Raw genomic sequence first — 24,073 nt, 5'->3', positions numbered from 1 at the left:
TTAAGCTAACAGGTGCGATAAGAAGGAGCAGATTGCCGATGGCAACTGCTCCTTCTTTTCGTTGGCGGGAAAACCCAAACGAACGGTGTCGTCATCATTCTGTATCTCATCTGTTATATAAAATAGTAATATCTGTTTTATTACAGTTCCACAGTTAAAACAAAGAATAACACTACAAATTTTCATCCTGTTATATACATATTATCTTCTGTATCATATTGTTAAGGGGGAATATATAGGAATCAAAGAGGATTCACAACACTGCCGTGGCGGAAAGGATGATACGGATTGACTTCAATTAATCTGAATGATGTTTTTATTGCAAATACGGTTGAATCTCTTGGTGCCCTGCTGCTCGATTATTACATTTTCCCAAACACCGCCGAAATCATGAAGAACTCGCTGCTTGAAAAGCTATCTAGAGGGGATTATGACAAGGACGAATCCGGCTTTACTTTAGCGAAGAAGATTACAGAGGATCTGCAAGAGATAAGTAATGACAAACATTTGGCTTTTTCCTTTAGCGAAGCCATTCTACCTCTTCAACAGCACGATCCGATCAATAATGAAGACTTATTATTGCGTCAAAAACGAAATAATTATGGATTTGAACGAGTAGAGAGACTGCCAGGCAATATAGGATACCTTATCATTAACGAGTTTGCGTATCCGGAACATGCAGGCAGTACTGCAACACACGCGATGAGTTTTATTGCAGGTACAGACGGCCTGATCATCGATCTCAGAAATAATTACGGCGGTTCTTCATTTATGAGTGCATTTATCGCAAGTTACTTGTTAGATGGCTCCCCGCCCGTACATTTAAATGATATTTATTGGCGGCAATACGATACAACGCAGTCATTTTGGAGTTTGCCTCATGTACCTGGGGAAAGATTTGGTGCTGACAAGCCTGTTTATATCCTAACGAGTCAGCATACGGGTTCCTGCGCTGAAGAGTTCGCATACAGTCTACAAGCCATTCAAAGAGTAACCATTATCGGCGAAAAAACAGGTGGCAAAGCAAATGCTGGCAGTGTTCATCGCGTAAACGACCATTTTCAAGCTTTTATACCTAATGCTTATCCAATTAACCCCATCACAAAAGGTAGTTGGAATAATATAGGCGTCTTACCCGATATCGCGTGTAACAGTCGTGAATCATTTGATAAGGCCTATCATTTGCTTCTCGAACAGCTATTGCAGCAGTTTAGCGAGTCCATGGAGCCTGGTCGAGAGCAAATAATTGCGGAGATTAGGAAAATGTTGGAACTGTAATTCAACATGAAAAGTGAAGCTCTCTCCCAATTTACGTTGGGAGAGGGCTTTTTACATAGATGCTGCATGGTGGCTATTACAAAAGTTTCGTCTTTATCTAGTCAGATAGAAGTAGGATAAACAGGGGAAGGCATTGTACGCAGTCCTAGTGGCGGAGTTATGCGAGGGCAATTGCGGGTATTCATGTAAACGCTTACCGATAGACACAGACTCAAATACAATATCTTTCCATTCCGTTAACTAAGGTAGGCACTTCGCTCCAACCCGCAATCGTTTATGCGGTATCCCGCAATCTGTAATGCGATGCAGCAGCATTATTCTAGTGCTATACTGGGACAAGATGCTCAATATACATTTTATTCAAAAGGTGGTAATGACGGTGCTTAAAGAAGTGATCGCACAATTGAAGCAGAACCCTGGAATGATGGCTCAGTTTGTACAAGGCAATGTTGCATTAGCGGGTATTAATCCAAATCAGCAGCAGGCTATGCTGGACATCTTCAAAGGTCAGGAGACGGCTAAAGAGCAAGTTCGTAAGCTACTCTGGCTTTAAGATTGCAAGAATAAACCGTCCACGTTCATTTGTAGCTGTTTTATTAAGGAGAAAATGTCTTATGGTTAACACTAGATATAAAAATTGGGCCTTTTTATTGTTTACACTTGTTATTGCTGGGTGGAGCATCGTGCTGTATTTTAGAATACCGTACATGGGTGTTGATTTGCACAAATCGAATGGTGAGTGGATTGTAGCTGATGTGGACCCAAAAGCATGGGCCGTACAGGAAGGAATTGCGCCAGGGGATATTGTAACACATGTTGATCATCAGCCCGTTGAAGGGAAAAATCTCTGGGATGGCTACGGAATCAATACTTCGACAAGCATTACGGTCATGAGATCCGGACACCCGATCGAATTGGATTTCTCGGATAGGTCCGAGAGACCGATTCAGTGGAACGTATATTTTATTCCAATGTCTTTATTCGTAGTGATGTTAACTATCTCTTTGTTTATTGCCTACAAGAAGCCGGAAGATCGTTCGGCTTCTTTATTAATCTTGTTTTTAATGTCAGTAGCACTTGGTTACTTGGCAGGGTACGGAAATACAGTCGGTAATATGATCTTTGCTATCGTTTTCATGCTCGCACTGACCTTTGCTCCGATATTGTTTCTTCATTTTGTAGTAAGTTACTTTAACAATAAAGGGATTGTTTCGGTACATAAACAGGTTGTTACGATTGGATATGGGGCGGTTGTGGCGTGGAATATCTTATATTTGTTTTTCATTCCGATTAGCAATAGTGATCAACAAACATGGCTTTTAATGAAAGCCTTTGGTTTTATTGTATTTATCATAGGGACGCTAATCGCATTGCTCGTTCAAGTTCGAATGTATGTCAGGTATCGAAATACAACCCGCCAGGCTTTAATGATCTATATGATGGTTGGAAACATAGCATCTTTTTTCCCTTTTATCTGTCTTACACTATTACCGATACTCTTAGTAGGAACATCTATTGTGGACGGCAGCATAGCGGGATTGTCTTTTTTGTTTTTGCCAATAACGTACTTGTATCTTATTGTCTCTAATCAGTTATTTGATATCGAGTTTATTATAAGCAGGCTGCGGTATTATTTGATAATGGCCTTACTACCGAGCCTAATATTCCTGGCCGGTTTGGAACTTGTTTTTATCGATACATCAATTCAGCTCATCGTGTGGGGCAGACTGTGTCTTGTGATTTACGGTTTAAGTATACTCTTCTTATATGTGAGAGAAGTATTGGATCGCAAGCTACGCAACAAGGTCATTAAAGGTGCCCACGAATTCGAGCAAAGCTTGGAAAGCTTCTCGAATAGGGTCTCCGAAGTTAAGAAGGTAAGCGAGCTAGAACAATGTGTACAGAAGGAACTGCTCGACTTGCTGCCGATTGATTCGGTCGGATTTATTGAATGCAGCAATGAGGATCAAGAGATCAAGTTAAAACGAACGCACGGAAACGTCCCCTTCGAAGAGTTGTATTCGCAGCTTCATCATAATTGGTCGAGTTTAAGAGTCGGGAAAGAGTTGAAACTAACGAAAGGGATCTGTTATAAGATCGGGCAGGGCAGTGAAACACACCATTTGGTATGGATCAGCGACAAAGTCAATCATACGGAATTTAATCATGATGAGAAGATGTGGCTTCGCACGCTTATCACCCATGTTGGGTTTGTGTACCAGAACCTTCAGCTTATCGAGGGGCTTGTACAGGATCTGGATCTGAAGAGAGAGGAAGCACCGCCATGGGTACTACGTCTGCTGTTCCGACTATCAGAGCAAGAAAGACGTAAGCTTGCCAGTGACCTTCATGATTCTGCCCTTCAGGATCAGCTTGTATGGTATCGTAAGTTGGAGATGATCGTAAGTGATGAAGCAGAGCTGCCAACGAATACCCGATCACAATTGAATGAAATAAGTGAAGGATTGCTCGATGTCATCCACCAGATCCGTGAAACCTGTAATGAGCTTAGGCCGCCATTCCTGCAGGAAATGGGGGCAATTCAGGCCATTGAAAATTTATGTTCCCATGCGCAGTTGAATGCGAACTTTACGATTACGTTCGACCATCAAGATTTTCGCGTGGAGCTGGGCGATGAATATGTGCTGGCGATCTATCGAATTACGCAAGAACTGCTGCGCAACGGGATGAAGCATTCGAAGGCGACGCACGTCAATTTGCAGCTCTACTATGAAGGGCGGAACATTCATTATTGCTACAAGGATAATGGAGTCGGTATCGAGATGGATCGACTGCAGTTGTCTTTTGACCACATGGGGTTGGCAGGAATTCGAGAGAGGGTGTCTGGACTAGAAGGTGAGACCGTCTTGCGTACGGCGCCAGGCAAAGGATTAGAAATCGATATCCTATTGCCACTGCCGGTTGAAGATAAGGATAATGTGAGGAGGACTACTGATAATCGTACGCGGCCGATAATGATCTTCCCTCATTCCGCAGAATTATAGAACAATTGAAGCACCTCTCTATAGAGGTGTTTTTTGTATTGAAGGAAAAAACATGTTATATTAGGCACTACCTAATAATATATGTTACTGGCTAAACTTATCGGAGGTATAAAAATGCTTGTATGGATGCTACGAAAAGTGATGGCAGAAAGAGAAATATGGACAGGTGCAGCATTAGCAAGGTTATTGAAAGAAAAGTCTAATTACAATTTAACTCCCGCATCCATAAGTGCTTTGTTGACCAATCAACCGCGGCAAATGAAATCCGAGACACTTGACGCTCTCTGTACTGCACTTGAGTGTACGCCTAATGACTTATGGGTTCATACACCGCCTCAAAAAGTAAAGGGGGCATAACTATGGCTGTTAAACACATATTGCCTTTTGGAGATCCTATACTAAGAAAATCAGCCAAAGCAGTTGAATTAAATGAGAAGACATTAAAACTCCTCGATGATTTGGGCGAGACTTTATATGCTGTTGAAGGGCGTGCTGGTCTCGCAGCTCCGCAAGTCGGAATACTGCGAAGACTGATTGTCATGGACTGTGGAGAAGGATTAATCGAGCTGATTAACCCTGAAATTATACAAATGAGCGGTGAGCAAACAGGAAGAGAAGCCTGCTTATCTTTCCCAGGTTATATGGGCGTTGTTAAAAGAGCTAATTATATAAAGGTGAAGAGCTTAAACAGATCAGGCGAAACCATCATCCTCGAAGCCGAAGGCTATCTTGCTCGTTGTATTCAGCATGAAATTGATCATTTAAATGGCGTGCTGTTCATAGACCATGTCAAAGATAGATGGCTCTACCATGAAGAAAAAAATCAAAAAATTGAATTATTGGACGTTATAAAACTATCCAAAGCAGAACTGAGAGTTTAATTGAACTAAAAATGTGCAATTACGGAACGGATGAAAACGGACTAAAGGACGATTTGTACGACAATATTATTTTACAGCAGCAGGGAAATGGTATTTGGAAACAGAAGATAATTATGGTTATTTTAACATTTATGAAGGAGGTAATGGGTATGCCGCAAAATGACGAAACTATGGTAGAGAAAAGAGTGCGTGACATTACAGGGGTAACATGTCTATACGTCCCTGTAAGTAATGTCTACGAGTCCGTGAAATGGTATGAGAAAAATTTAGGATGCCAACCAACAAACATTCATCCTGTTGAACCTGGAATGGGCATGGCGATCATGAGGTTTTTCGAAGCGGACGGAAGCACTGCTGACCCAGCCACAGGAACAGTGCCTGCGTTATTTCTACACGAGTCGGGAGAAAAAGGCGGTCGGTTAGGATTCTCATGGACACTGGACGGAGGAAAACCTCATGCAGTGGGTTGTTTCGTCACACCTCATATCCAAGAACTTTTCGAACGTTTTAAGGAAAACGGAGTAAACATTCTCGGTGAGCGGGTAACTTGCGGTCCCAATGTAACATTCGCCGATCCTGACGGAAACGTATGGGAAATATGGCAGCCCTAATAGATCTACTAATATTGAAAGTCGATCGGATAACCGAAGGCAAAACGCGGGTGTTGCACCCTGTGTTTTGCCTTTTTTTGTTGTAGAGGGAGCGCAACTAAATAAGCACTTAAAGGAGGACGACAAATGAAGAGCAAGTTGACTATATTATCTGACTCCAAGCAATTGGCTGTCGCGAAGACGCATAGCGTAGTGTTAGATCGCGGGATTGATCAAGGCGGGGAAGATGCAGGGTTCCGAGCTGTCGAGTTATGGCTTATCGCACTGTCCGGGTGTGTCGGTGGTTCGCTTAATCACCGCGCACGCGGTTACGGTTATCCGCAAGCGGTAACGCGAGTAACCGCCGAAGAGGCAGTTAATAACGAAGGGCAAATTGTTAGTGTTGTGTTTACGCTAACCTTTGCCACCGAAGTGGACACCGAGGCGCGTGTGAAGCTGCTTCAAGAAACTCGGGAGACTTGTAAAATGCTGAATACGGTTGGCCCACACATCGACGTGAAGCTTCTGCAGCATAGCGAAGACGCGATCCCTGTTCCTCCAGACGCGGATGGCGTCGCCCTTACAGAAATTGCTGCTACAACAGCCACCGTCGAAGCAAAAGAGAACCAACAAGCGTGCCAGCTGGAGGACGGAAGCTGCTGCATTTAATAGCTCAAACAGCCGGGGAGGGGAAACCCTCATCCGGCTGTTTGTTTTTAAAGATAAGTAGAACAAGCAATGTGACAAATAATGGGACGCATAAATTGCGGTTTTTTACGTTATCGGATGACATATTTCTCAGTTACCTCTAAAATTCAACAGAATTCGCCAACGAAATAAAGGGATTATCTTCCTTTTACCGAATTATTGTTGCTGATGTGGTTTGTCTACCGTGAGTGTTCAAGAGGCAATTACTTGTTAAGGAGGTCTTCATGTCAAATAAAACAAGCAAGTCCAAAGATTCCTCGCTCTGGGTCATAATCCGCAACAATACTTACATGCTGCGGATTATTTATTCCATCACGCCTGGGCGCGTCTTCGCCAAGCTGCTGGATGCCTTTGCTGACTATTTCAGCTGGGTGTTCTTCAGCATTATCTTCGTGCGTTTTCTCTTAGATGCGCTGGAAAACCACCGAAGCTACAGCTCCGTAGTCGTATTCGTAATGGGATCCATGGCGGTTTTCGGCCTGCTTACCCTGTTCTCCAGTTGGTACAATCAGCGCTATGCCCGCTTCACCGAGCAGAAGCTGTATCATGCCATCAGCATGAAACTGTTCAAGAAGGCTAGTACGGTGGATGTTGGCTGTTATGAGTATCCGCAGTTTTACGACCAGTACACCCGCGCCGCTTCCGAGGCCAATGTCCGCGCCGTCCGAATTCTAGACGATATGGCAGGCTTAATTACGAACATCGGCGCTGCCATTTTTGTTATGGTCACCATGGCGCAAATAGACCCGTTTGTTGCGTTGTTCACCTTCTTTCCAGTGGTAGCCAATTTCATCATAGGAACCAAGACCAATAAGATCAGCTTCCAACACAGCCAGGACGACGTGCCTCACAATCGCAAGCTGGGCTACGTGAACCGTGTGGTCTTTCTTCAGAAGTACGCCAAGGAGATCCGTCTTTCACGCATCTTTGACGTTGTCAAAAACCTATATGACGATGGAGCCGCCGGGATCTTGGCCAATGTGAAGAAGTATATGCGCCGCTCAATCCTGCTGCAGTTTATTAAGGTTGTGCTCATTTACCCATTAGTTTTTGAAGGCGTGTGGCTCTACGTAGCTTGGCGGGCGATCATCGAGCGGGATCTGAGTATCGCCGACGCAGCCATGCTCGCTAACGCCATTGTGGTTGCCTCCAACTTGCTAACCTACATGATGGACGGCTTTGTCAAAGTGGCGGAGAACGGCCTTTACATTGCCAATCTGCGCGGCTTTCTCGCCTATAAGCCACAAATTGCTGAGGACCAGCCAGGCAGGGACATCACATCGCTTGACAGTATCGAGTTTCGGCATGTTAGCTTTGCCTATGAGGGTTCTGAGCCGGTGCTGCAGAATGTGAGCTTCACACTGCAACAAGGAAGAAAAGTAGCGCTTGTAGGCCACAACGGTGCAGGCAAGACCACCATCATCAAGCTGCTGCTGCGCTTATACGACGCCACGGAAGGGGAGATTTTGCTCAATGGCCGGAACATCCGAGAATACAGTGTCCAGCGTGTACGACGGCTGTTCGGTGTCGTCTTCCAGGATTTCCAGGTGTTCTCCTTGTCGGCAGTTGAGAATGTGGCAATGGTCGAGGAGATGAGCGATAAGTTGCGAGAGAAGAGCATCAGCGCCATGAAGACAAGTGGGATCTATGATAAGCTGGCTAATCTGCCACACGGTACCGATTCAACGCTAACCCGCGAATTTGACAGTGAAGGGGTGGTGTTGTCCAAGGGTCAAGTGCAGAAGCTGGCAATCGCACGGGCGTTAGTTAAGGATGCTCCAACTTTAATTCTGGATGAACCGTCCAGTGCATTGGATCCAGTGGCCGAGCATGAGATTTTCGAGGCGCTCGCTAGAACCTATGAGCATGACGCCAACAAAATCGTGTTTCTGATCTCTCATCGGCTCTCGGCGGCCATTATGGCGGATACGATCTATGTTTTGGATAACGGTTCGGTGGTGGAAAGGGGCTCTCATGAGGAATTGATGGGGTTGAACGGACTCTATCGAACGATGTATACCAAACAAGCTGAGAAGTACAGAGACCTAGATGAGTCGAGCACGGTGGCGAAGTGGGAGGTAAACGCGTGAATAAACAGATCTTAAGCAATAATTGGTTCATTGTGCGTTACTCCTTCCGGGCAGCCCCTCTGTACACGCTTATGACCTGCCTGCTAATGGCGGCTCATGCAGCCGTCCAATTTTTTGAATTCGTATATATGCCCAAATTTATGATTGATGCCATCCAGTACAATAAGCCGTTTAGCGTTGTCCTCTGGTATACGCTATTCGTGTTTAGTGTCGCCTCCCTGTGGCTGCTCGTTAATACCATTCATTACAATGTCATTATGCCTCGCGGTAAAGTGGCAGTGAACAAGCGGCTGCAGAAGGAAATTTATGATATTGCCTCCCGTATGGACTTGGCTTGTTACGATAACCCGGCATTTTATAATGACTTTGTGTGGGCGATCAGCGAATCGGACAAGCGAACCGCTGCCGCCTTAGATACCATTAGAGTGTTGTTAGGTACCGTTACACAGGTTATCCTTTCTGGCGCGTTCTTGATCGCACTCAACTGGGAAGGGATTTTCTTTGTTATGCTGTCCCTAGCAGGTTCCATGTTCTTCAACCTGCGACGGAACAAGAAGACGTTTGAGCTGGATCTGGCCATGAAGCCCCTACAGCGAAAACGCGACTATGTAAGCCGAGTGTTCTACCTGGCGGATTATGCGAAGGAGCTGCGACTCAATCCAATCGCCGGCCGGCTCCACCGTTTGTACGGGGAAACGAACGTACAGATCAATCGTGAGATCGACAGCCGCACCAAGCCTATGGTTGCCCAGGAGTTCGCAGCAGACTTCTTATTTAGTACCTTTGTAGTAAATGGTTTGTACATTTTGTATATCATGCGGAAAATCATGGTGGAGGCAGTCTTAAGCTACGGCTCGGCGGTGTCGCTCGTGAATGCCACTCGGCGGGTGAGCGGAGGGCTGTTAACCTTGTCTCGCACGATTCCACAGCTTCAGCAGAATAGTCTGTATATCGAGAAGATTCGCTCATTCCTAGCTTATCAGTCGGAACTGGCTGCCCAGAGCGCCCCGGCATCGGAGCAGCAACCGCTGCCATCGTATATAGCGCCGCTGGAATTTAAGAACGTAAGTTTCACCTACCCCGGTACGGGAGAGCCCTTACTGAAGAACATCAGCTTTACACTCGAGCCGAACAAGAGCGTGGCCATCGTTGGTTACAATGGCGCGGGCAAAACCACCCTGACCAAGCTGCTGATGCGCCTCTACGATGTTAACCAGGGAGAGATTCTCTACAACGGCGTCAATATCAAGCAGTATGATCTAATGGCTTACCGCGACCTGTTCGGCGCTACCTTCCAGGACTACGAGCTATTCGCTACCTCTCTAGCGGACAACGTTTCCATGGGTATGCCGACTCCTCAGCGGGAGGAGATCATCCGAGCACTGGAGAACAGCGGCTTTGGCGAGAAGCTAGCCAGCATGGCGAGGGGAATCGATACTACCATCACTAAGGAGTTTGACGACCAGGGAACGCTGTTGTCCGGCGGCGAGGCGCAGAAGGTGGCGATCGCTCGGGTGTTGTACAAGAATTGTCCAATCATCGTGCTGGACGAACCCTCCAGTGCTCTGGACCCTATCAGTGAGTACAACATGAACGAAGCTATCCTGAAGGAAGCCAGCAACAAGACTGTGGTCTTCATCTCCCACCGGCTGTCCACCACGCGCATGGCTGATATGATCTACATGATCGAGGAGGGGCGGATCATCGAGCAGGGCAGCCACAAGGAGTTAATGGATCTAAACGGAAAGTATGCGTATATGTTCAATTTGCAAGCGGAACGGTACCGAATCCATGAGACAGCGCAAACAGGGACTTGATGCGTTCTCTCAAACTAGAATATCTCTAAGGAGTGACTTAGCATGATTTTAACATGAGGGAACATCCCAATACCGATTTTGCTGTCTTATTGGATGAAGCGTTACGTAACCTGGAGAATGGGCTGCTGCTGTAAACCGTACACCGAAGAGAGCTCTATCTATTGCGATCGGAGCTTAATGTTATACTAGACAGGTTGACTCGTTACATATTTCCTCCTATCTGTCCGATATAAGTTAGGTATGACGTTAATTCGATCACGAGAGGAGTACAGGTTATGGATATTGCAGCATTATCAATGGCAATGAGCCAGAGTTCTGTCGCGCAGCAGGCGAGCTTACAAGTCATGTCTATGTCGAAGGATATGGCCGAGCAGCAAGGACAGCAATTGACGGAAATGTTAAAGTCGGTTCCGGCTCCTCATCCCTATCTGGGCGGCAATCTGGATATTTCGGTATAGAAAAAAGACGTAGCTCCCGATCTAGACGGCAGCTACGTCTTTTTCCATTTCATTTGAATACACTCTCGGATTTTTAGATTGGATTCTTGTAATCTTCCATATGTTGGTTGTATGATTTGATATGGGCGACCGTGGGTGATGTGGTATTTAATGTTCAAACATACTGCAGCTATCCATACTCCATTAAGGCAAATCCAATGGTAAGAGGAAAGGGGGAATAATAGAGTCGGGTCTCATTGATATCGTTTCATTCAGATTAATAAGAAGAAGCGGAGGTTAAATGTTATGGCGTTTAAAGCAAAATCTCTCAGGACTTATTTGTTAGCAGCGGTTGTAGCGATTACAACCGCCATTTCCGGTTGGAGTTCGACAGCGTCGGCCGCGCTTACGGACGATTTCATTCAATTGAACGCTTCGCAGATCGTAGCTCAAATGGGGGCTGGCTGGAATCTCGGAAACCAGCTCGAAGCGAACAGCAACGGCACGCCAAGCGAAACGGCATGGGGTAATCCAATTATTACGCAAGCACTCATCCAATCGGTAAAGGCAGCAGGATTCAAAACGATCCGTATCCCGGTTTCGTATTTGAATTTGATCGGAAGCGCACCGAATTATACGATTGACTCCACGTGGATGAACAGAGTAAAGACAGTCGTCGACTATGCCTACAACGAGGGATTGACTGTCATCATCAACATTCATGGAGACGGTTACAATTCGGTCACTGGCTCTTGGCTATTAGTCAATTCAAGCGATCAATCGACGATTAAAGCCAAATATCAAAAGGTGTGGCAGCAGATCGCGAATACGTTCGTTAACTATGACGAGCGTTTGATTTTCGAATCGATGAACGAAGAATTCGACGGCACTTACGGTACGCCTAACACCAGTTACTATGCTAATCTCAATGCCTATAATCAGATTTTCGTGGATACCGTTAGACAAACCGGCGGCAACAATAGCGCAAGGTGGCTTCTCATTCCAGGCTGGAATACGAACATCGATTATACGGTCGGCAATTACGGATTCGCGATGCCAACGGATCAATATCGTTCTTCTACGATTCCGAGCACAGAGAAGAGAATCATGCTCTCGGTTCATTATTATTCGCCTTGGGACTTCGCCGGAGAGGAATCGGGCACCATTACCCAATGGGGTGCAACGGCGACCAACTCATCCAAAAAATCAACCTGGGGACAGGAAGATTATTTGGAATCGCAGCTGAAGTCCGTTTACGATAATTTCGTCACGCAAGGGTATCCTGCCGTCATCGGCGAATTCGGTTCCATCGATAAAACCGCCTATGATTCGACGAATAATACGTACCGCGCTGCGTTCGCCAAAGCAATAGCCGCAACAGCTAAGAAATACAGCTCTGTACCCGTATATTGGGATAACGGATATAACGGACAACATGGCTTCGGATTGTTCAATAGGTCAACCTATGCGGTCACTCAGCAAGGCATTATCGATGCGATCATGAGTGGGATGGGAACTACGGCAGCGAACAACTCGACGATTACACCTTCGAGCGCTTCGTTCGACAAGAAGACGGCTAATCAAGCCGACATCGCTGTTACAATGACACTGAACGGAAACACGCTTAGCAGTATTAAGAATGGCTCTGCCGCTCTCGTATCCGGAACGGACTACACTGTATCGGGCAATACGGTCACGATTAAGAAAAGCTACCTCGCCGCGCAGGCTGTTGGCACGACGAGCCTGACGTTCGACTTCAGCGCAGGCACCGATCCAGTACTGGCGGTAACGGTCGTTGATACGTCGGCCGCCTTGCCAGGCGCCTTTACAGCTTCCGGCACTTCCGGAAATGCAAGCGCTTCACTAACGTGGACAGCTTCTTCAGGAGCAACTTCGTACCAAGTTGAGCGCGCGACGGGAAGCGGTGCCTATACGGCGCTCGCTTCGAACCTGACCAGCTTGACGTACACAGATACGACGGCTGTGAACGGTACGCTGTACAATTACCGCGTCGTTGCATCCAATACGGCGGGCTCGACATACTCCAACGTCGTCGCGCTAACGCCGGTGGGAACCACAACTACGGGCAGCTTCAAAATTCAAATGTACAGCGGCAATACGGCCGCATCCAGCAACACGATCGCTCCACGCATCAAGATCGTCAACACAGGTACGACGGCGCTGAATCTCTCAACGGTCAAGCTTCGCTACTATTACACGATTGACGCAAACATAACGCAAGCGTTCTGGTGCGACTGGGCGAGCGTCGGCAGCAGCAACGTTACGGGCGCATTCGTTACGATGGCAACGCCGAAATCGGGGGCCGACACGTACTTCGAGATTGGCTTCGCAAGCGCTGCAGGCTCGCTGACGCCAGGTGCGGAGTCCGAGATCCAGATCCGCATCTCCCGAACGGATTGGAGCAATTATACGCAAACAGGCGACTACTCGTTCAGCCCGACCGGCTCCAGCTACGTCGATTGGACGAAGATGACCGGGTACATGAACGGCGCACTGCAATGGGGCGTCGAACCGTAAAGCTAGATTCTATTGAAATGTTCTAATCTGCTTGCAACATTAAATAAGGAGCTCGCCAGAATTCTGGCGAGCTCCTTATTTAATGAGAGTTTTATGGAATAAGGTTACGTCTGAATAAATTCTTACACTCCAAAAACATTGTCTAAATATGTCGTTAATACTATGCTTCTATAATGTAAAAAAACAGCCAAGGGAGCACAATTAACGATGATTACACCGAAGCAACAAGAACCAGCAAGAATGCCCGCATTCCGAATCAGCGACAGTGAGACCATGCAGAACAAGCTGATGTACCAGATTCGTTCAGGAAATTTGAACGAAGACGCAATGAACCGTCTTCAAACGCAATGCACGGAAGAGCTCCATCAATTGCGCTCCGAGCTTGATGTTATGCTGCAAGAGCTGCGCGAGATCGCGGACCGGTTAAATGGCCGTACCATACAGGAAAGCATCGCTGCCTAAGAAAGGTGGAGATGCTTTTTTTCATGGTTTAGATGAGCTGCGGACAATATTGCGCAATAAATTTTAGTTGAACAATTCGAAATTATCTGTTAAAAATGATTCAGGAAGTATTTGGTATGTGCGACTGGCGTAAACGTGGATGTAACCACGAGGAAGCACATATTTCATATGCCGTACGCCTGGGCAAAGTGTTTGATCTATTGATCAAATGCTTTTTTTATTTTCCAACAGACGAAAGGTATGGTGGCGGCGATGAGAATGGCGTTTGTATTATTCGACGGTATGACCAGCATGGACTTTGTTGGATTTTATGAAGCGATAACCTGGATGGCTATCCTGAAAGCGAAAGAAAACGTTTCGTGGAAGTTTTGTGCAGACAAGGAGGAAGTGACGGATGACCGTGGGCTTAAAATGAAAGCAGACATGGTGCTGCCGAATCTAGGAGAATTCGATCTTGTATTTATTCCTGGCGGCCTCTCAACAAGACAACTTCGGTTTGACGATGCTTTCACGGGTTGGATCCAGACTGCAGAATCTGCACGCTATAAGGCGTCCGTCTGCACAGGGGCACTTCTATGGGGAGCGGCCGGATTCCTTAAGGGTAAAAAAGCGACTACGAACTCCGCCGCATACGAGTTGTTAGCGCCATATTGTGCAGAAGTTATTAAGGCTCGTGTGGTACGGGACGGAAATATCGTCACTGGAGGTGGCGTGACCGCCTCTATCGACTTGGGGCTCTACATGATCGAATGGCTTGTAAATACAGACACTGCACGACAGGTGAAACAGAAGCTCGAGTATCCTTATTATCAGGCAGGTAATCTGAGCGATGTCTACTTAGGATAGCTTAACCTAAAGAGGCTGAACGAAGGAGAAGGAACCTATGAAAAAGTACATCCTGTTCGATCATGATGGTGTGCTCGTTGATACTGAATTCTGGTACTACAAAGCAGGAGAACGCGCGCTGGCTGATATTGGATTTACCTTGGATAAAGATCAATACCTCCGCGACATGACTCAGTCCTTCGGCACTTGGTCCCAAGCTAGGGCGGCAGGTATGGATGAACAGACCATCAGCAAGCAGCGTGAGGTCCGTGACGTCTATTATCAGCAATATCTAAGAACAGAAGCCATAAAAATTGAAGGCGTAGTTGAAACGCTAGCCGAATTGTCAAAGTACGTCCGCATGGCCATCGTGACGACTGCAAAACGCGCGGATTTTCAACTTATTCACGAAAACCGCCAGATTACACAATTCATGGATTTCATCCTTGTTCGCGAAGACTACGAGCGCGCCAAGCCGCACCCGGAACCATACTTGACCGGCCTAAAGCGCTTCGGAGCTGCCAAAGAAGAGACTTTGGTTGTAGAGGATTCCAACAGAGGGTTGAACGCGGCCGTGGCAGCTGGTATCGAATGTGCTATTGTCCATAACGACTTCACACAAACACATGACTTCTCACAAGCCAGCTATCGAATCAAGACTTTGATAGAATTAAAGGACATTATTCTGAATGTAACCTAGTAACATTGAAATCCGCGAAAGCCGCATAAATTGCGGCTTTTTCTTTGTTGTGATCAAGAAGCGATAGAGAAGGGGCACGGCATCTTCAGTTACGCTTTCCACGCCGTAATTACGATACTGCCCATCACATTAGCGAAGCTGCTCATCAGGCGCTCATTTTTCATCATCATGGCAACTGCATCTGGTTTCGTGAATAGTTCGTGATCGATTACCCGCAAAGGGTCGTTGTCGCTCACCGGTTGTTTTATCTGTACAAAATGAGACGCCGAGTAATGATGAAAGCTTGATTTGCTGAGCAGCTTCAGCCACTCCGGTACGGTTCGCATATGATGAAGTCCGTAATACGCCTGGAGTTTTTTCTTTTGCACCGCGGTTAATGTTCGAGCGAATGCCAGCTCACGATCGTAAAGAACGCCTTGTGGTTTCAGCACTCGCCAGTATTCGCGTATAGCGGTGCTTCCTTGGGTAAAAGCCGTAACCGACTCCGTAAACACGACATCAAACGTCTCATGCGGAAAAGGCAAGGAACTGGCATCTGCCTGGACGATGCGGACGGGAAGTCCGCTTATTGTCGCACGGTGGGTTGCTTTGCGAATCATATCCTTGTTCCGGTCTATCGCTGTCACGTCGCAGCCCAAACTAGCTAAATAACACGCAGTCCGGCCCGTTCCGCATCCTACCTCCAGCACTCTCGTACCGCGAGGAAAGCCGATTTGTCCGATTAATTCTTTCGTCGCTTGGAAACCACCTGGATGGGCGCTTCCTTCGCCGAGCCGGGCTAATAATGTATGGTAATCCATCGCCTTTTCACCTCTTCCTCTTCCGATATCCTATGCATAACTACCACCATGACTACACCGCTCGCGCCTTCATCTTTCAAACTTTTGTCATTGCTAGAGAGTAGGGGAGCAACTCTCGATTTTTCCTAATTAGAAGACAATCGTACAATCCTTATTGCAGATAGTTTCATAGTCTAGGATAAACAGCTGCAGGTTAGGAGGAGTAAAGTTATGCAGGAAGTTTATCCGATTTCCCATCATACGGTCTATCCGTACATCGGGCGCAGGGTCAGTGCGGTTACGCAAGACGGAAGGCATTTTATCGGAACGATAAAGGGAGTAGCAGACGGTAAATTAATGCTGGAGGACTGCACGTTAGACAGCAAGCCTTTATTGATGTCATCCGTTCATTCTAAAAAACAAACGCGCACCATGCATAAAGCCAGACTGTCCGGTTATTACGACGGTTACGGCGGCGGTTACGGTGGAGGCTGTGGCGGTTTCGACGGCGGTTGCTTCTTTTTTCCGTTTGCCATTCTTGCTTCGCTTTTCATTTTGCCTTTCTTTTGTATTTGATTGCGGTTGACACGACTTCTAATTGAGAAGAGAGGTAACAGGATGGCATCCAGGAAAGCTCCTAAAAAAAGTGAAGCTGAAGGTAGAGTTCTTGCGGTCAAAAAAGCTTACCGTTGTATCGGGCAGCCCGTTTGCGTGTTGTTAAATGACGGCAACTGTTATGTCGGCACGGTTCAAGCCATTCATAACCATCAGCTAATCCTTTCCGAAACCAGAAGTTGTGGAAGAGTGAAACCTTCAGATCGTTCCAAGACACCGGAAGTCCAAGTATCGGGACTGCTGGATTCCTTGATAGGGGGAATCGGTGCGCTCAATTCTTTCGGGGGCTTATTTAAGCCGATGTTATCCGGCCCGTCGGGTTTATCAGGAGCAGGCGTTCAAAAGCAAGAGGAATTGCAAGGCCCTTCAGGGCTAGGTGGAGGGCAGCAGAGCGGTTTTAACGGTTCTTTTAAGCAAATGCTGCCGACTTTCCAAATCGGACTTAATGTAGTGAAGTCGATTATGCCTTTAATGGGCATGTTCAAAATTTAATGCTTTATTCCGTTGTGTTCAGCCTGCCGGGAATTCCCGGTGGGCTGTCTTTTTTTTCAAGGGGTCTTGGTACTGGTTCAAAAATATGATATGTGTAATATATTGCTCCAAAACAGGAGGTAACATATGAGTTCCATTCTACAAGTTATAGAAAAACTAAAGTTGAACGTCTTGAATATTGAAGATGTTCCAGAGTCATTTAGTTCTGAAGTATACAAACTTACGCTGGTCAGTGGTCAAAACGTTTTTGTAAAAATTCCATTTAACAAACATAAACTATTCCGCGAGTTTCAAATGCTTGAAACATTAAAGGGCATCATACCTGTTCCTAAGGTATTGGACATTTGGTACGGGGATGAAAGCACTACAGGAGCATTGCTTCTTTCAGCAATGCAAGGTATGCCTTGTACAGGAGACATTGACGAGAAACTCTCCTATCAAATTGGCGTGTATCATGCTATGCTCCATGAGGTCAAAACTCCTGGGTATGGTTACCATGTCACCGATGGTTTTAAGTTGCTTGATCAAAATAATTGGAGATTACATATCAAAAGTAATTTTGAAAAGTGGAAAGAGCCATGCAAAGAGATTCTCGATTCAAACTTGTATGAACGATGTATGCTTCATTTTGATGAAGTTTTCGCTGCTTTACCGGATCCTGACGGACCATGCATTGTTCACATGGATTTCAGACCGGGTAATATATTGGTGAATGGCAATGAGGTTGCTGGCATTATCGATTTCGAGAGTGCCCGTGGTGGATCGTCGGAAATTGATTTCACCAAAGTCAATCGATATATTTGGGAAACCAATCCGAGTACAAAGAAACCGTTCATTGAAGGTTATCAATCGATTCGACCTATGTTGACTCTGGATAACGTGCTGCCATTTTATGATTTTTACGATGCTTTCAGCGCCGTTGTTTGGTGTAAAACCAGAGGAATCGAAAGAAATCAAACGTTCCTTCAGGAAAATATTATTACTTTAAAGAATGCGGTGGGTTGTTGAGTCCTAGAATGAGCTTGTCACCGAAAGAAAACCATCATTCGATTTTTGAATGATGGTTTTTTGATTTGTTGACCACGACTTAACGGTTTATGTCCTTGTCGTCCGACAGCAGCAGATCGTTCCGACGCTTAACGGGACACACCTCACCGTACCTATAGTTTTTTGGCAAAATTCTAAATATTCCTAACTACTTATTCTTATACGGTCCTCTTATAATAAAATGTGCAAGCGCTATCAAATATTGGAAGGAGTGATTGCGAGAGGCTGTGCGACTTGATGACGGCATCTTGTGCGCCCACAGGTCAGGCATAATTTCGTGTCAACATATTAAACCATTAATAGGAGGCGACAATTAATGTTATCGGCAAAATCAAAGTCTTTAAATTTGATGCTTGCGCTCACGATGGTAGTATCCTCATTCCTGTTTGTGACATCCGCACAGAAAGCTCATGCGAGCCTCGTGTCCGGCTCTAAGTTCCTTGGGAACGTCATCGGAAGCAGTGTGCCATCTAATTTCAGCACTTATTGGAATCAGATCACGCCGGAGAACGCGACGAAATGGGGCTCCGTCGAAGGTACGCGTAACACGATGAACTGGACGCAGGGGGACACGGCTTATAATTATGCGAAAACAAACGGCATGCCGTTCAAATTCCATACGCTCGTCTGGGGAAGCCAAGAGCCAAGCTGGATTTCAAGCTTGTCGGCTGCCGATCAGAAAGCGGAAGTGACCGAGTGGATTAAAGCGGCAGGAACGCATTACAGCGGTGCGGATTTCGTCGACGTCGTGAATGAACCACTTCATGCGAAGCCCAGCTATCGTAACGCAATCGGCGGTGATGGAACGACGGGCTGGGACTGGGTCATTTGGTCCTTTGAGCAAGCGCGGACGGCATTTCCGAATTCGAAGCTGTTGATTAACGAATACGGCATCCTTAACGATCCGACCCAGGCTGCTAATTATGTCACTATCATTAATTTACTTAAAGCCCGCGGCTTGATTGACGGAATCGGACTTCAAGGCCATTATTTCAATTTGAATGACGTGTCGGTCAGCACGATGAACAGCGTACTGACCACGCTGACTGCGACGGGTCTGCCGATCTACATTTCCGAGCTGGATCTCACCGGGGACGACGCGACACAGCTGGCGCGCTATAAAGAGAAATTCCCTGTTCTATGGGAAAATTCGAACATAAAAGGGATTACGCTGTGGGGATATACGGAAGGCCAAACTTGGACGTCGGATTCGTATCTGGTTCACTCCGACGGCACTGAACGTCCAGCCCTGACTTGGCTGAAGCAATACCTAAGTGGCAGTACGACGACGCCTACGGCACCGGCAGCTCCTACGGGCTTGACGGCAACGGCGGGTAACGCGCAGGTAGCGCTTAGCTGGACCGCTTCGAGCGGCGCTACTAGCTACACGGTCAAACGGGCAATAACGAGCGGCGGTACTTACACGGACGTGGCGACGAACGTCACTTCGACGAGCTATACGAACACAGGCTTGACGAACGGCACAACGTACTACTACGTCGTCAGCGCTGCGAATAGCACGGGCACGAGTGCCAACTCGGCACAGGTGAGCGCGACGCCTACGGCTGGCAGCACAGGCGGTGGAACAGGCACGACCGGCACGCTCATTGCACAGTACAAAGTGAATAACAGCAACGCGACGGACAATCAAATCTACGCCACGTTCAACATTAAGAATACGGGCACGAGCGCTGTCAACTTGAGCGACTTAAAACTTCGGTACTATTTTACGAAGGATAGCAGCGCATCGCTCAATTTCTACGCCGATTACGCGCAAATCGGCACTTCCAACGTGAGCGGTACGTTTGCGAGCACGGCCGGTACGAACGCTGATACGTATTTGGAGATTTCATTCGGTGCAAACGCTGGCTCGATCGCAGCTGGTGGACAGACGGGCGACATTCAGATCCGCGTCGCGAAGTCTGACTGGTCGAACTTCAATGAATCGAACGACTACTCATTCGACGGAACGAAAACAGCTTATGCTGACTGGAGCAAAGTTACGATTCTTCAGAGCGGCACGGTCGTCTGGGGTACGACGCCATAAGTAAACTGAATACGACAGGAGCCATAAACAAAACAGGCAGAGAGTAACATCTCCGCCTGTTTTGTATGTATTGAGGTTTTCTGTTGTTGATAAGAACGGTCAGACTAACAAGCGTCACAAAGATGGTAGCTCCCATATCAGAAAGGATAGGATGACAAACCCATTTCGACTGAATGTAAAATATAAACAAAAAAGTATTGGAATTAATATACTCCTCTGATATTATTAAATTGCATTAAAATATGTGTGACTGGCGTAACGTAGGATAACTACGGGGGAGCACATATTTCATAAGCCGTACGCCTGGGCAAAGTATTTGATCTTAGATCAGATGCTTTTTTTTATTTCAATTATTGAAAGGTCAGGTGCATATGCATAAGGAGGCTTCCATGATAACCAAAGAAACGATTCAGAAAAACCTAATGAACTGTCTCGATGACACCTCATTTCTGAATGTCCCCGGATTCAGGAGAGATAAAGTTCGCGACACCTATGACCTGGGTGATTCTCTAATCCTTATCACCACAGACCGCCAAAGTGCATTTGACAGGATTCTTGCCAACATTCCGTTTAAAGGCCAAGTATTAAACCAGCTTAGCGCTTTTTGGTTTGAAAATACCTCAGATATAATAAGTAACCACGTTATAAAAATCCCCGACCCGAATGTTACGATAGGAAAAAAATGCAAAGTATTTCCGGTCGAATTCGTAATGCGCGCCTATCTTACGGGTTCGACAGATACCTCGGCATGGGTCCAATACTCACAAGGTATCCGAGACCTATCTGGCCATATTCTACCCGATGGAATGAAGAGAAATCAGAAGTTCGAGCAACCGATCCTGACTCCGGCAATGAAATCATCCGTACATGACGAATCGATTTCGGCTGCCCAAATCGTTAACGATGGCATAATCGACAAAGATACCTGGGAGTATTTGCAAAAAATCGCATTCTCGCTTTTTGCCAGAGGCACAGAAATCGCGGCTAGAAACGGATTAATCCTTGTAGATACCAAGTATGAATTCGGTATTGATGACAAAGGAGAGATTCTTCTCATCGACGAGATACATACACCCGATTCTTCCCGCTATTGGATGAAAGATACATACGAATCGAGGTTAGCCGAGGGCAAGGAACCTGAGAATATCGACAAAGAATTTCTACGACTTTGGTTCAGGGAGCATTGCGATCCTTATAAAGATAAAATCCTGCCTGCCGCACCCGATGACCTTGTCATCGAACTGTCGCATCGCTATATTCGCCTCTTCGAAATGATCACCGGCAAGCAATTTTCCGTCGACGGTACGCATGCTGTAAAAGATCGGCTTAAAAAGAATTTAAATGCTTATCTTATCTAAGCGAAAGCTCGCTTATTTTTGCTAATTTAGTTTGACCGAAACGCTTTGCAATCGATTTCGAATCGGTTATGGTAGAGTTATCTAAGAGGTAAAGGGGAATTAATCATGGCGGAACAACGCATCGTGAAATGGGGCATCATGGGACCGGGAGGCATCTCGGACAACTTCGCTACGGAACTACCGCACGCGCCGGGCGCAGAGCTCGTCGCTGTCGCGGGACGCTCGCTCGACAAGGCGCAGGCATTCGCCGAGAAATTCGGCATCCCGCGAGCGTATGGCAGCTGCGAAGAGCTTGCTGCCGATCCGGACGTTGAGATCGTCTATGTCGGCACGCTGCACCCGATCCACAAAGAGAACGCGCTGACGCTGCTGCGCGGCGGCAAATCCGTTCTCTGTGAGAAGCCGTTCACGATCAATGCTGCGGAGGCTAAGGAGATTGCAGACCTGGCCCGTCAGAAGGGCCTATTCCTGATGGAAGCGATGTGGACGCGGTACCTACCTGCGATCGTCAAGGTGCGGGAGTGGCTGGATAGCGGCGCGATCGGCGACGTGCGCATCGTGAAGGCCGAGTTCGGCTTCGACGCGGGCTGGAATCCCGAAGGCCGGTTGCTGAACAAGGAAAAGGGTGGCGGCACACTGCTCGACGCCGGTATCTACCCGGTGTCGTTCGCTTCGATGGTGTACGGCGGTGAGCAGCCTTCCACGATCAAGAGCTCCGTCCTAATCGGCGAGACAGGCGTGGATGAGCAATTCTCGCTGCTGTTCGAGTACGGCGGCGGCCGCACGGCCTCCCTGCACAGCTCGATACGATTGTCTATGACCAACGAGGCGGTCATCTACGGCACTAAGGGGCGGATCGAAATTCCGGGATTCCTGTTCGCCAAGTCTGCGACGCTGCATGTGAACGGGGAGGAGCCGGTCGTCTTCAAGCACGAGCTCGAGCCATCCGGCCACTTCTACCAGGCGATTGAGGCGATGGAGTGCCTGCGCGAGGGTCGCAAGGAGAGCCCGGTCATGACCGTCGACGAGACGGTTCGTATCATGGAAACGCTAGACCGGATCCGGGAGCCATGGGGACTTAAGTATCCGAGCGAAGCGTGATCGGGAGACTATCGTTTCGGTATAATTCAACACAACAAGGCGGATTGCGGACACGCAATCCGCCTCTCTTATTCCAGAAGTGGTCACAATGCTGGAATTAAGGGCTTGTCTATTTTATGGTTTAAAATGATTCAATTTATTCATCAACTTTTGTCGGTGCAGTGGTAAGACCTATTATATCTTTCGAACCAAATACAAATAATGAGATTAGAATAATAATAATCAGAGATTCCGCAAACCCTTCTCCATCAAAACGATTCATTAATTGGCCTTCTTTCTGTATTGCTTTCATTTATATTATGACTTATTTATTTGTTCAATGATTTCATTTATTGTCATATTTCCGTTCTTATTAAAGAGCTCCGAAATTCTAATTAAATCATTATTATTCAGGTCAACTAATGTTTCATATTTACCGACAAGGCTGACAACCAGTGCTGCTTCGCGGAATAATTGTATCGAATCGAATCGTAATTTACCTGATAATAATAGCGCGGCAATAATGATTTCTATTTTTCTTTCTTTTACACAATCACTAACTGAAGTTTCATCGTTAACTTTCTTCTCACTACGAGTCCTACGCGTCATATTTTTTTTATTTTTTTTAAGAGAAGTCATTTCTTTCTCCTCCCACCGTTCACTTTATCATCTGTGATTTGTTATTAGTGGTGATGAAAGGGGTAGGGGGTAAACATTTATGATTGCTACACCTTCTTAATTTATGTTCTCTTATGGGCAAAGGTACCTTGTCCTATTCGTACTGAAAAGCGCCAAGAACTAAGGTAACATTAGAAGCCGCATATAATGCGTTTTTTTGTGTATACAGCTAGATGTTAATTCTAAGACGTAATTCCTCCATCATAACCTCGGCTTGCTGTGGATCTTCGTTCAGCAGCTTCCTGTACGTCAGCATCCAATTCAGCGTTACAAGCATATGATCGTATTCGTCCTTCTTACGCTCGATCTCATTAATCTTCTGAAGAATCCATTCTATTACTTCTTGGTTCGTGCGCGCGTTCGTATCGTGATCCTGCAAAATCGTTTTCAGTTCAGCTATCGAGCAGCCGATGCCTTGAAATTTCTTAATTAGCTTTAACCGGCCAATCGCTTCCTCTGAGTAGTTGCGATAATTATTTTTCTCTCGCTGAATATGCCTGCTGTCAAGCAAGCCTTCCTTCTCATAAAAACGAATGGTGTGGGGTGTTAGACCCATCAAGTCTGCTAATTCTTGAATTTTCATATGAATTCATACCTCCAAACGCTTGCCTTAGAGTTTACTTTATAGTTTAGACTGGAGTCATAT

General features: G+C 46.4%; 24 protein-coding genes, 1 pseudogene and 2 riboswitches. Of the genes and pseudogenes, 21 read left to right on the top strand and 4 right to left on the bottom strand.

Annotation, left to right across the window (positions count from 1 at the left end):
* Positions 1–288 precede the first annotated feature (288 nt).
* The 14 genes from DFQ01_RS12615 to DFQ01_RS12550 all read left to right on the top strand — a co-directional run bounded on the left by DFQ01_RS12615 (position 289) and on the right by DFQ01_RS12550 (position 15,331).
* On the top strand, positions 289–1,278 hold the full coding sequence (locus DFQ01_RS12615; RefSeq protein ID WP_110044250.1) for a S41 family peptidase: 990 nt from the start codon (positions 289–291) through the stop codon (positions 1,276–1,278).
* A 379-nt stretch (positions 1,279–1,657) separates the two neighbouring features.
* On the top strand, positions 1,658–1,831 hold the full coding sequence (gene comX, locus DFQ01_RS31090) for a competence pheromone ComX (RefSeq protein WP_174812668.1): 174 nt from the start codon (positions 1,658–1,660) through the stop codon (positions 1,829–1,831).
* 61 nt (positions 1,832–1,892) lie between these two features.
* Positions 1,893–4,283: a sensor histidine kinase gene (locus DFQ01_RS12605; protein ID WP_110044248.1), complete on the top strand. Its 2,391-nt coding sequence runs from the start codon at positions 1,893–1,895 to the stop codon at positions 4,281–4,283.
* Between the two features lie 114 nt (positions 4,284–4,397).
* Positions 4,398–4,640 (top strand): helix-turn-helix domain-containing protein, encoded by a 243-nt coding sequence (locus DFQ01_RS12600; RefSeq protein ID WP_110044247.1) that lies wholly within the window; start codon positions 4,398–4,400, stop codon positions 4,638–4,640.
* Between the two features lie 2 nt (positions 4,641–4,642).
* The gene (gene def, locus DFQ01_RS12595; RefSeq protein WP_110044246.1) at positions 4,643–5,164 is read left to right on the top strand and encodes a peptide deformylase; all 522 of its coding nucleotides are present in this window, start codon (positions 4,643–4,645) and stop codon (positions 5,162–5,164) included.
* Positions 5,165–5,217: 53 nt separating this feature from the next.
* Positions 5,218–5,775, top strand: coding sequence for a VOC family protein (locus DFQ01_RS12590; RefSeq protein ID WP_174812667.1), 558 nt, complete (start codon positions 5,218–5,220; stop codon positions 5,773–5,775).
* A 126-nt stretch (positions 5,776–5,901) separates the two neighbouring features.
* Complete coding sequence (locus DFQ01_RS12585) at positions 5,902–6,423, top strand: OsmC family protein (RefSeq protein WP_110044244.1); 522 nt, start codon at positions 5,902–5,904, stop codon at positions 6,421–6,423.
* 263 nt (positions 6,424–6,686) lie between these two features.
* Entirely contained in the window at positions 6,687–8,552 is a 1,866-nt protein-coding gene (locus DFQ01_RS12580; RefSeq protein WP_110044243.1) for an ABC transporter ATP-binding protein, read from the top strand.
* Entirely contained in the window at positions 8,549–10,369 is a 1,821-nt protein-coding gene (locus tag DFQ01_RS12575; RefSeq protein ID WP_110044242.1) for an ABC transporter ATP-binding protein, read from the top strand. Before DFQ01_RS12580 ends, DFQ01_RS12575 begins: the two co-directional genes overlap by 4 nt.
* A gap of 275 nt (positions 10,370–10,644) precedes the next feature.
* Complete coding sequence (locus DFQ01_RS12570; protein ID WP_110044241.1) at positions 10,645–10,827, top strand: YjfB family protein; 183 nt, start codon at positions 10,645–10,647, stop codon at positions 10,825–10,827.
* Between the two features lie 285 nt (positions 10,828–11,112).
* Positions 11,113–13,344 (top strand): cellulase family glycosylhydrolase, encoded by a 2,232-nt coding sequence (locus DFQ01_RS31625; protein ID WP_110044240.1) that lies wholly within the window; start codon positions 11,113–11,115, stop codon positions 13,342–13,344.
* A 207-nt stretch (positions 13,345–13,551) separates the two neighbouring features.
* Positions 13,552–13,806 (top strand): hypothetical protein, encoded by a 255-nt coding sequence (locus tag DFQ01_RS12560; RefSeq protein WP_110044239.1) that lies wholly within the window; start codon positions 13,552–13,554, stop codon positions 13,804–13,806.
* Positions 13,807–13,916: 110 nt separating this feature from the next.
* A riboswitch (ZMP/ZTP riboswitch) is annotated at positions 13,917–13,998 on the top strand.
* A gap of 60 nt (positions 13,999–14,058) precedes the next feature.
* Complete coding sequence (locus DFQ01_RS12555) at positions 14,059–14,652, top strand: DJ-1/PfpI family protein (protein WP_110044413.1); 594 nt, start codon at positions 14,059–14,061, stop codon at positions 14,650–14,652.
* A 37-nt stretch (positions 14,653–14,689) separates the two neighbouring features.
* The gene (locus tag DFQ01_RS12550) at positions 14,690–15,331 is read left to right on the top strand and encodes an HAD family hydrolase (protein ID WP_110044238.1); all 642 of its coding nucleotides are present in this window, start codon (positions 14,690–14,692) and stop codon (positions 15,329–15,331) included.
* A gap of 89 nt (positions 15,332–15,420) precedes the next feature.
* Here DFQ01_RS12550 and DFQ01_RS12545 read toward each other — a convergent pair whose 3' ends face one another.
* On the bottom strand, positions 15,421–16,131 hold the full coding sequence (locus DFQ01_RS12545; protein WP_110044237.1) for a class I SAM-dependent methyltransferase: 711 nt from the start codon (positions 16,129–16,131) through the stop codon (positions 15,421–15,423).
* Positions 16,132–16,341: 210 nt separating this feature from the next.
* On the opposite strand from DFQ01_RS12545, the gene DFQ01_RS12540 reads away from it, so the two are divergent.
* The 7 genes and pseudogenes from DFQ01_RS12540 (at position 16,342) to DFQ01_RS12515 (ending at position 22,770) form a co-directional block, all read left to right on the top strand.
* Positions 16,342–16,686, top strand: a complete 345-nt coding sequence (locus DFQ01_RS12540) for an LSm family protein (RefSeq protein WP_110044236.1) — start codon at positions 16,342–16,344, stop codon at positions 16,684–16,686.
* A 42-nt stretch (positions 16,687–16,728) separates the two neighbouring features.
* On the top strand, positions 16,729–17,217 hold the full coding sequence (locus tag DFQ01_RS12535) for a hypothetical protein (protein WP_110044235.1): 489 nt from the start codon (positions 16,729–16,731) through the stop codon (positions 17,215–17,217).
* A 126-nt stretch (positions 17,218–17,343) separates the two neighbouring features.
* A complete protein-coding gene (locus DFQ01_RS12530; RefSeq protein ID WP_110044234.1) occupies positions 17,344–18,225 on the top strand; it encodes a phosphotransferase family protein in 882 nt (293 codons plus the stop codon).
* Between the two features lie 355 nt (positions 18,226–18,580).
* Positions 18,581–19,537, top strand: a pseudogene (locus DFQ01_RS32140) (endo-1,4-beta-xylanase); the annotation flags it as partial.
* A gap of 45 nt (positions 19,538–19,582) precedes the next feature.
* Complete coding sequence (locus DFQ01_RS32135; protein ID WP_425452392.1) at positions 19,583–20,311, top strand: cellulose binding domain-containing protein; 729 nt, start codon at positions 19,583–19,585, stop codon at positions 20,309–20,311.
* A 236-nt stretch (positions 20,312–20,547) separates the two neighbouring features.
* A riboswitch (ZMP/ZTP riboswitch) is annotated at positions 20,548–20,627 on the top strand.
* A 73-nt stretch (positions 20,628–20,700) separates the two neighbouring features.
* Complete coding sequence (locus DFQ01_RS12520; protein WP_110044232.1) at positions 20,701–21,669, top strand: phosphoribosylaminoimidazolesuccinocarboxamide synthase; 969 nt, start codon at positions 20,701–20,703, stop codon at positions 21,667–21,669.
* A 105-nt stretch (positions 21,670–21,774) separates the two neighbouring features.
* The gene (locus tag DFQ01_RS12515) at positions 21,775–22,770 is read left to right on the top strand and encodes a Gfo/Idh/MocA family protein (protein WP_110044231.1); all 996 of its coding nucleotides are present in this window, start codon (positions 21,775–21,777) and stop codon (positions 22,768–22,770) included.
* A gap of 136 nt (positions 22,771–22,906) precedes the next feature.
* Here the strand turns inward: DFQ01_RS12515 and DFQ01_RS31910 are convergent, their stop codons facing one another.
* The 3 genes from DFQ01_RS31910 to DFQ01_RS12505 all read right to left on the bottom strand — a co-directional run bounded on the left by DFQ01_RS31910 (position 22,907) and on the right by DFQ01_RS12505 (position 24,010).
* Positions 22,907–23,032: a hypothetical protein gene (locus DFQ01_RS31910; RefSeq protein WP_281272004.1), complete on the bottom strand. Its 126-nt coding sequence runs from the start codon at positions 23,030–23,032 to the stop codon at positions 22,907–22,909.
* 35 nt (positions 23,033–23,067) lie between these two features.
* Positions 23,068–23,388 (bottom strand): hypothetical protein, encoded by a 321-nt coding sequence (locus tag DFQ01_RS12510; protein WP_110044230.1) that lies wholly within the window; start codon positions 23,386–23,388, stop codon positions 23,068–23,070.
* A gap of 208 nt (positions 23,389–23,596) precedes the next feature.
* Complete coding sequence (locus tag DFQ01_RS12505) at positions 23,597–24,010, bottom strand: MerR family transcriptional regulator (RefSeq protein ID WP_110044229.1); 414 nt, start codon at positions 24,008–24,010, stop codon at positions 23,597–23,599.
* Between the last annotated feature and the right edge of the window lie 63 nt (positions 24,011–24,073).

The sequence above is a fragment of the Paenibacillus cellulosilyticus genome (assembly GCF_003182255.1).
In the GTDB taxonomy this organism is placed as follows: Bacteria; Bacillota; Bacilli; order Paenibacillales; family Paenibacillaceae; genus Paenibacillus_T; species Paenibacillus_T cellulosilyticus.
The sequence above is the reverse complement of the archived record's forward strand: the minus strand, read 5'-3'. Positions and strand labels throughout refer to the sequence as shown.

Bases quoted from the DNA above. Each gene is read 5' to 3' on its own strand.
- DFQ01_RS12520 (WP_110044232.1), top strand. From the start codon at position 20,701: ATGATAACCAAAGAAACGATTCAGAAAAACCTAATGAACTGTCTCGAT.
- DFQ01_RS12505 (WP_110044229.1), bottom strand. From the start codon at position 24,010: ATGAAAATTCAAGAATTAGCAGACTTGATGGGTCTAACACCCCACACC.
- DFQ01_RS12545 (WP_110044237.1), bottom strand. From the start codon at position 16,131: ATGGATTACCATACATTATTAGCCCGGCTCGGCGAAGGAAGCGCCCAT.
- DFQ01_RS12540 (WP_110044236.1), top strand. From the start codon at position 16,342: ATGCAGGAAGTTTATCCGATTTCCCATCATACGGTCTATCCGTACATC.
- DFQ01_RS12580 (WP_110044243.1), top strand. From the start codon at position 6,687: ATGTCAAATAAAACAAGCAAGTCCAAAGATTCCTCGCTCTGGGTCATA.
- def (WP_110044246.1), top strand. From the start codon at position 4,643: ATGGCTGTTAAACACATATTGCCTTTTGGAGATCCTATACTAAGAAAA.
- DFQ01_RS12510 (WP_110044230.1), bottom strand. From the start codon at position 23,388: ATGACTTCTCTTAAAAAAAATAAAAAAAATATGACGCGTAGGACTCGT.
- DFQ01_RS12535 (WP_110044235.1), top strand. From the start codon at position 16,729: ATGGCATCCAGGAAAGCTCCTAAAAAAAGTGAAGCTGAAGGTAGAGTT.
- DFQ01_RS12585 (WP_110044244.1), top strand. From the start codon at position 5,902: ATGAAGAGCAAGTTGACTATATTATCTGACTCCAAGCAATTGGCTGTC.
- DFQ01_RS12560 (WP_110044239.1), top strand. From the start codon at position 13,552: ATGATTACACCGAAGCAACAAGAACCAGCAAGAATGCCCGCATTCCGA.
- DFQ01_RS12605 (WP_110044248.1), top strand. From the start codon at position 1,893: ATGGTTAACACTAGATATAAAAATTGGGCCTTTTTATTGTTTACACTT.
- DFQ01_RS31910 (WP_281272004.1), bottom strand. From the start codon at position 23,032: ATGAATCGTTTTGATGGAGAAGGGTTTGCGGAATCTCTGATTATTATT.
- DFQ01_RS12555 (WP_110044413.1), top strand. From the start codon at position 14,059: ATGAGAATGGCGTTTGTATTATTCGACGGTATGACCAGCATGGACTTT.
- DFQ01_RS12515 (WP_110044231.1), top strand. From the start codon at position 21,775: ATGGCGGAACAACGCATCGTGAAATGGGGCATCATGGGACCGGGAGGC.
- DFQ01_RS12530 (WP_110044234.1), top strand. From the start codon at position 17,344: ATGAGTTCCATTCTACAAGTTATAGAAAAACTAAAGTTGAACGTCTTG.
- DFQ01_RS31625 (WP_110044240.1), top strand. From the start codon at position 11,113: ATGGCGTTTAAAGCAAAATCTCTCAGGACTTATTTGTTAGCAGCGGTT.
- DFQ01_RS12600 (WP_110044247.1), top strand. From the start codon at position 4,398: ATGCTTGTATGGATGCTACGAAAAGTGATGGCAGAAAGAGAAATATGG.
- DFQ01_RS12550 (WP_110044238.1), top strand. From the start codon at position 14,690: ATGAAAAAGTACATCCTGTTCGATCATGATGGTGTGCTCGTTGATACT.
- DFQ01_RS12570 (WP_110044241.1), top strand. From the start codon at position 10,645: ATGGATATTGCAGCATTATCAATGGCAATGAGCCAGAGTTCTGTCGCG.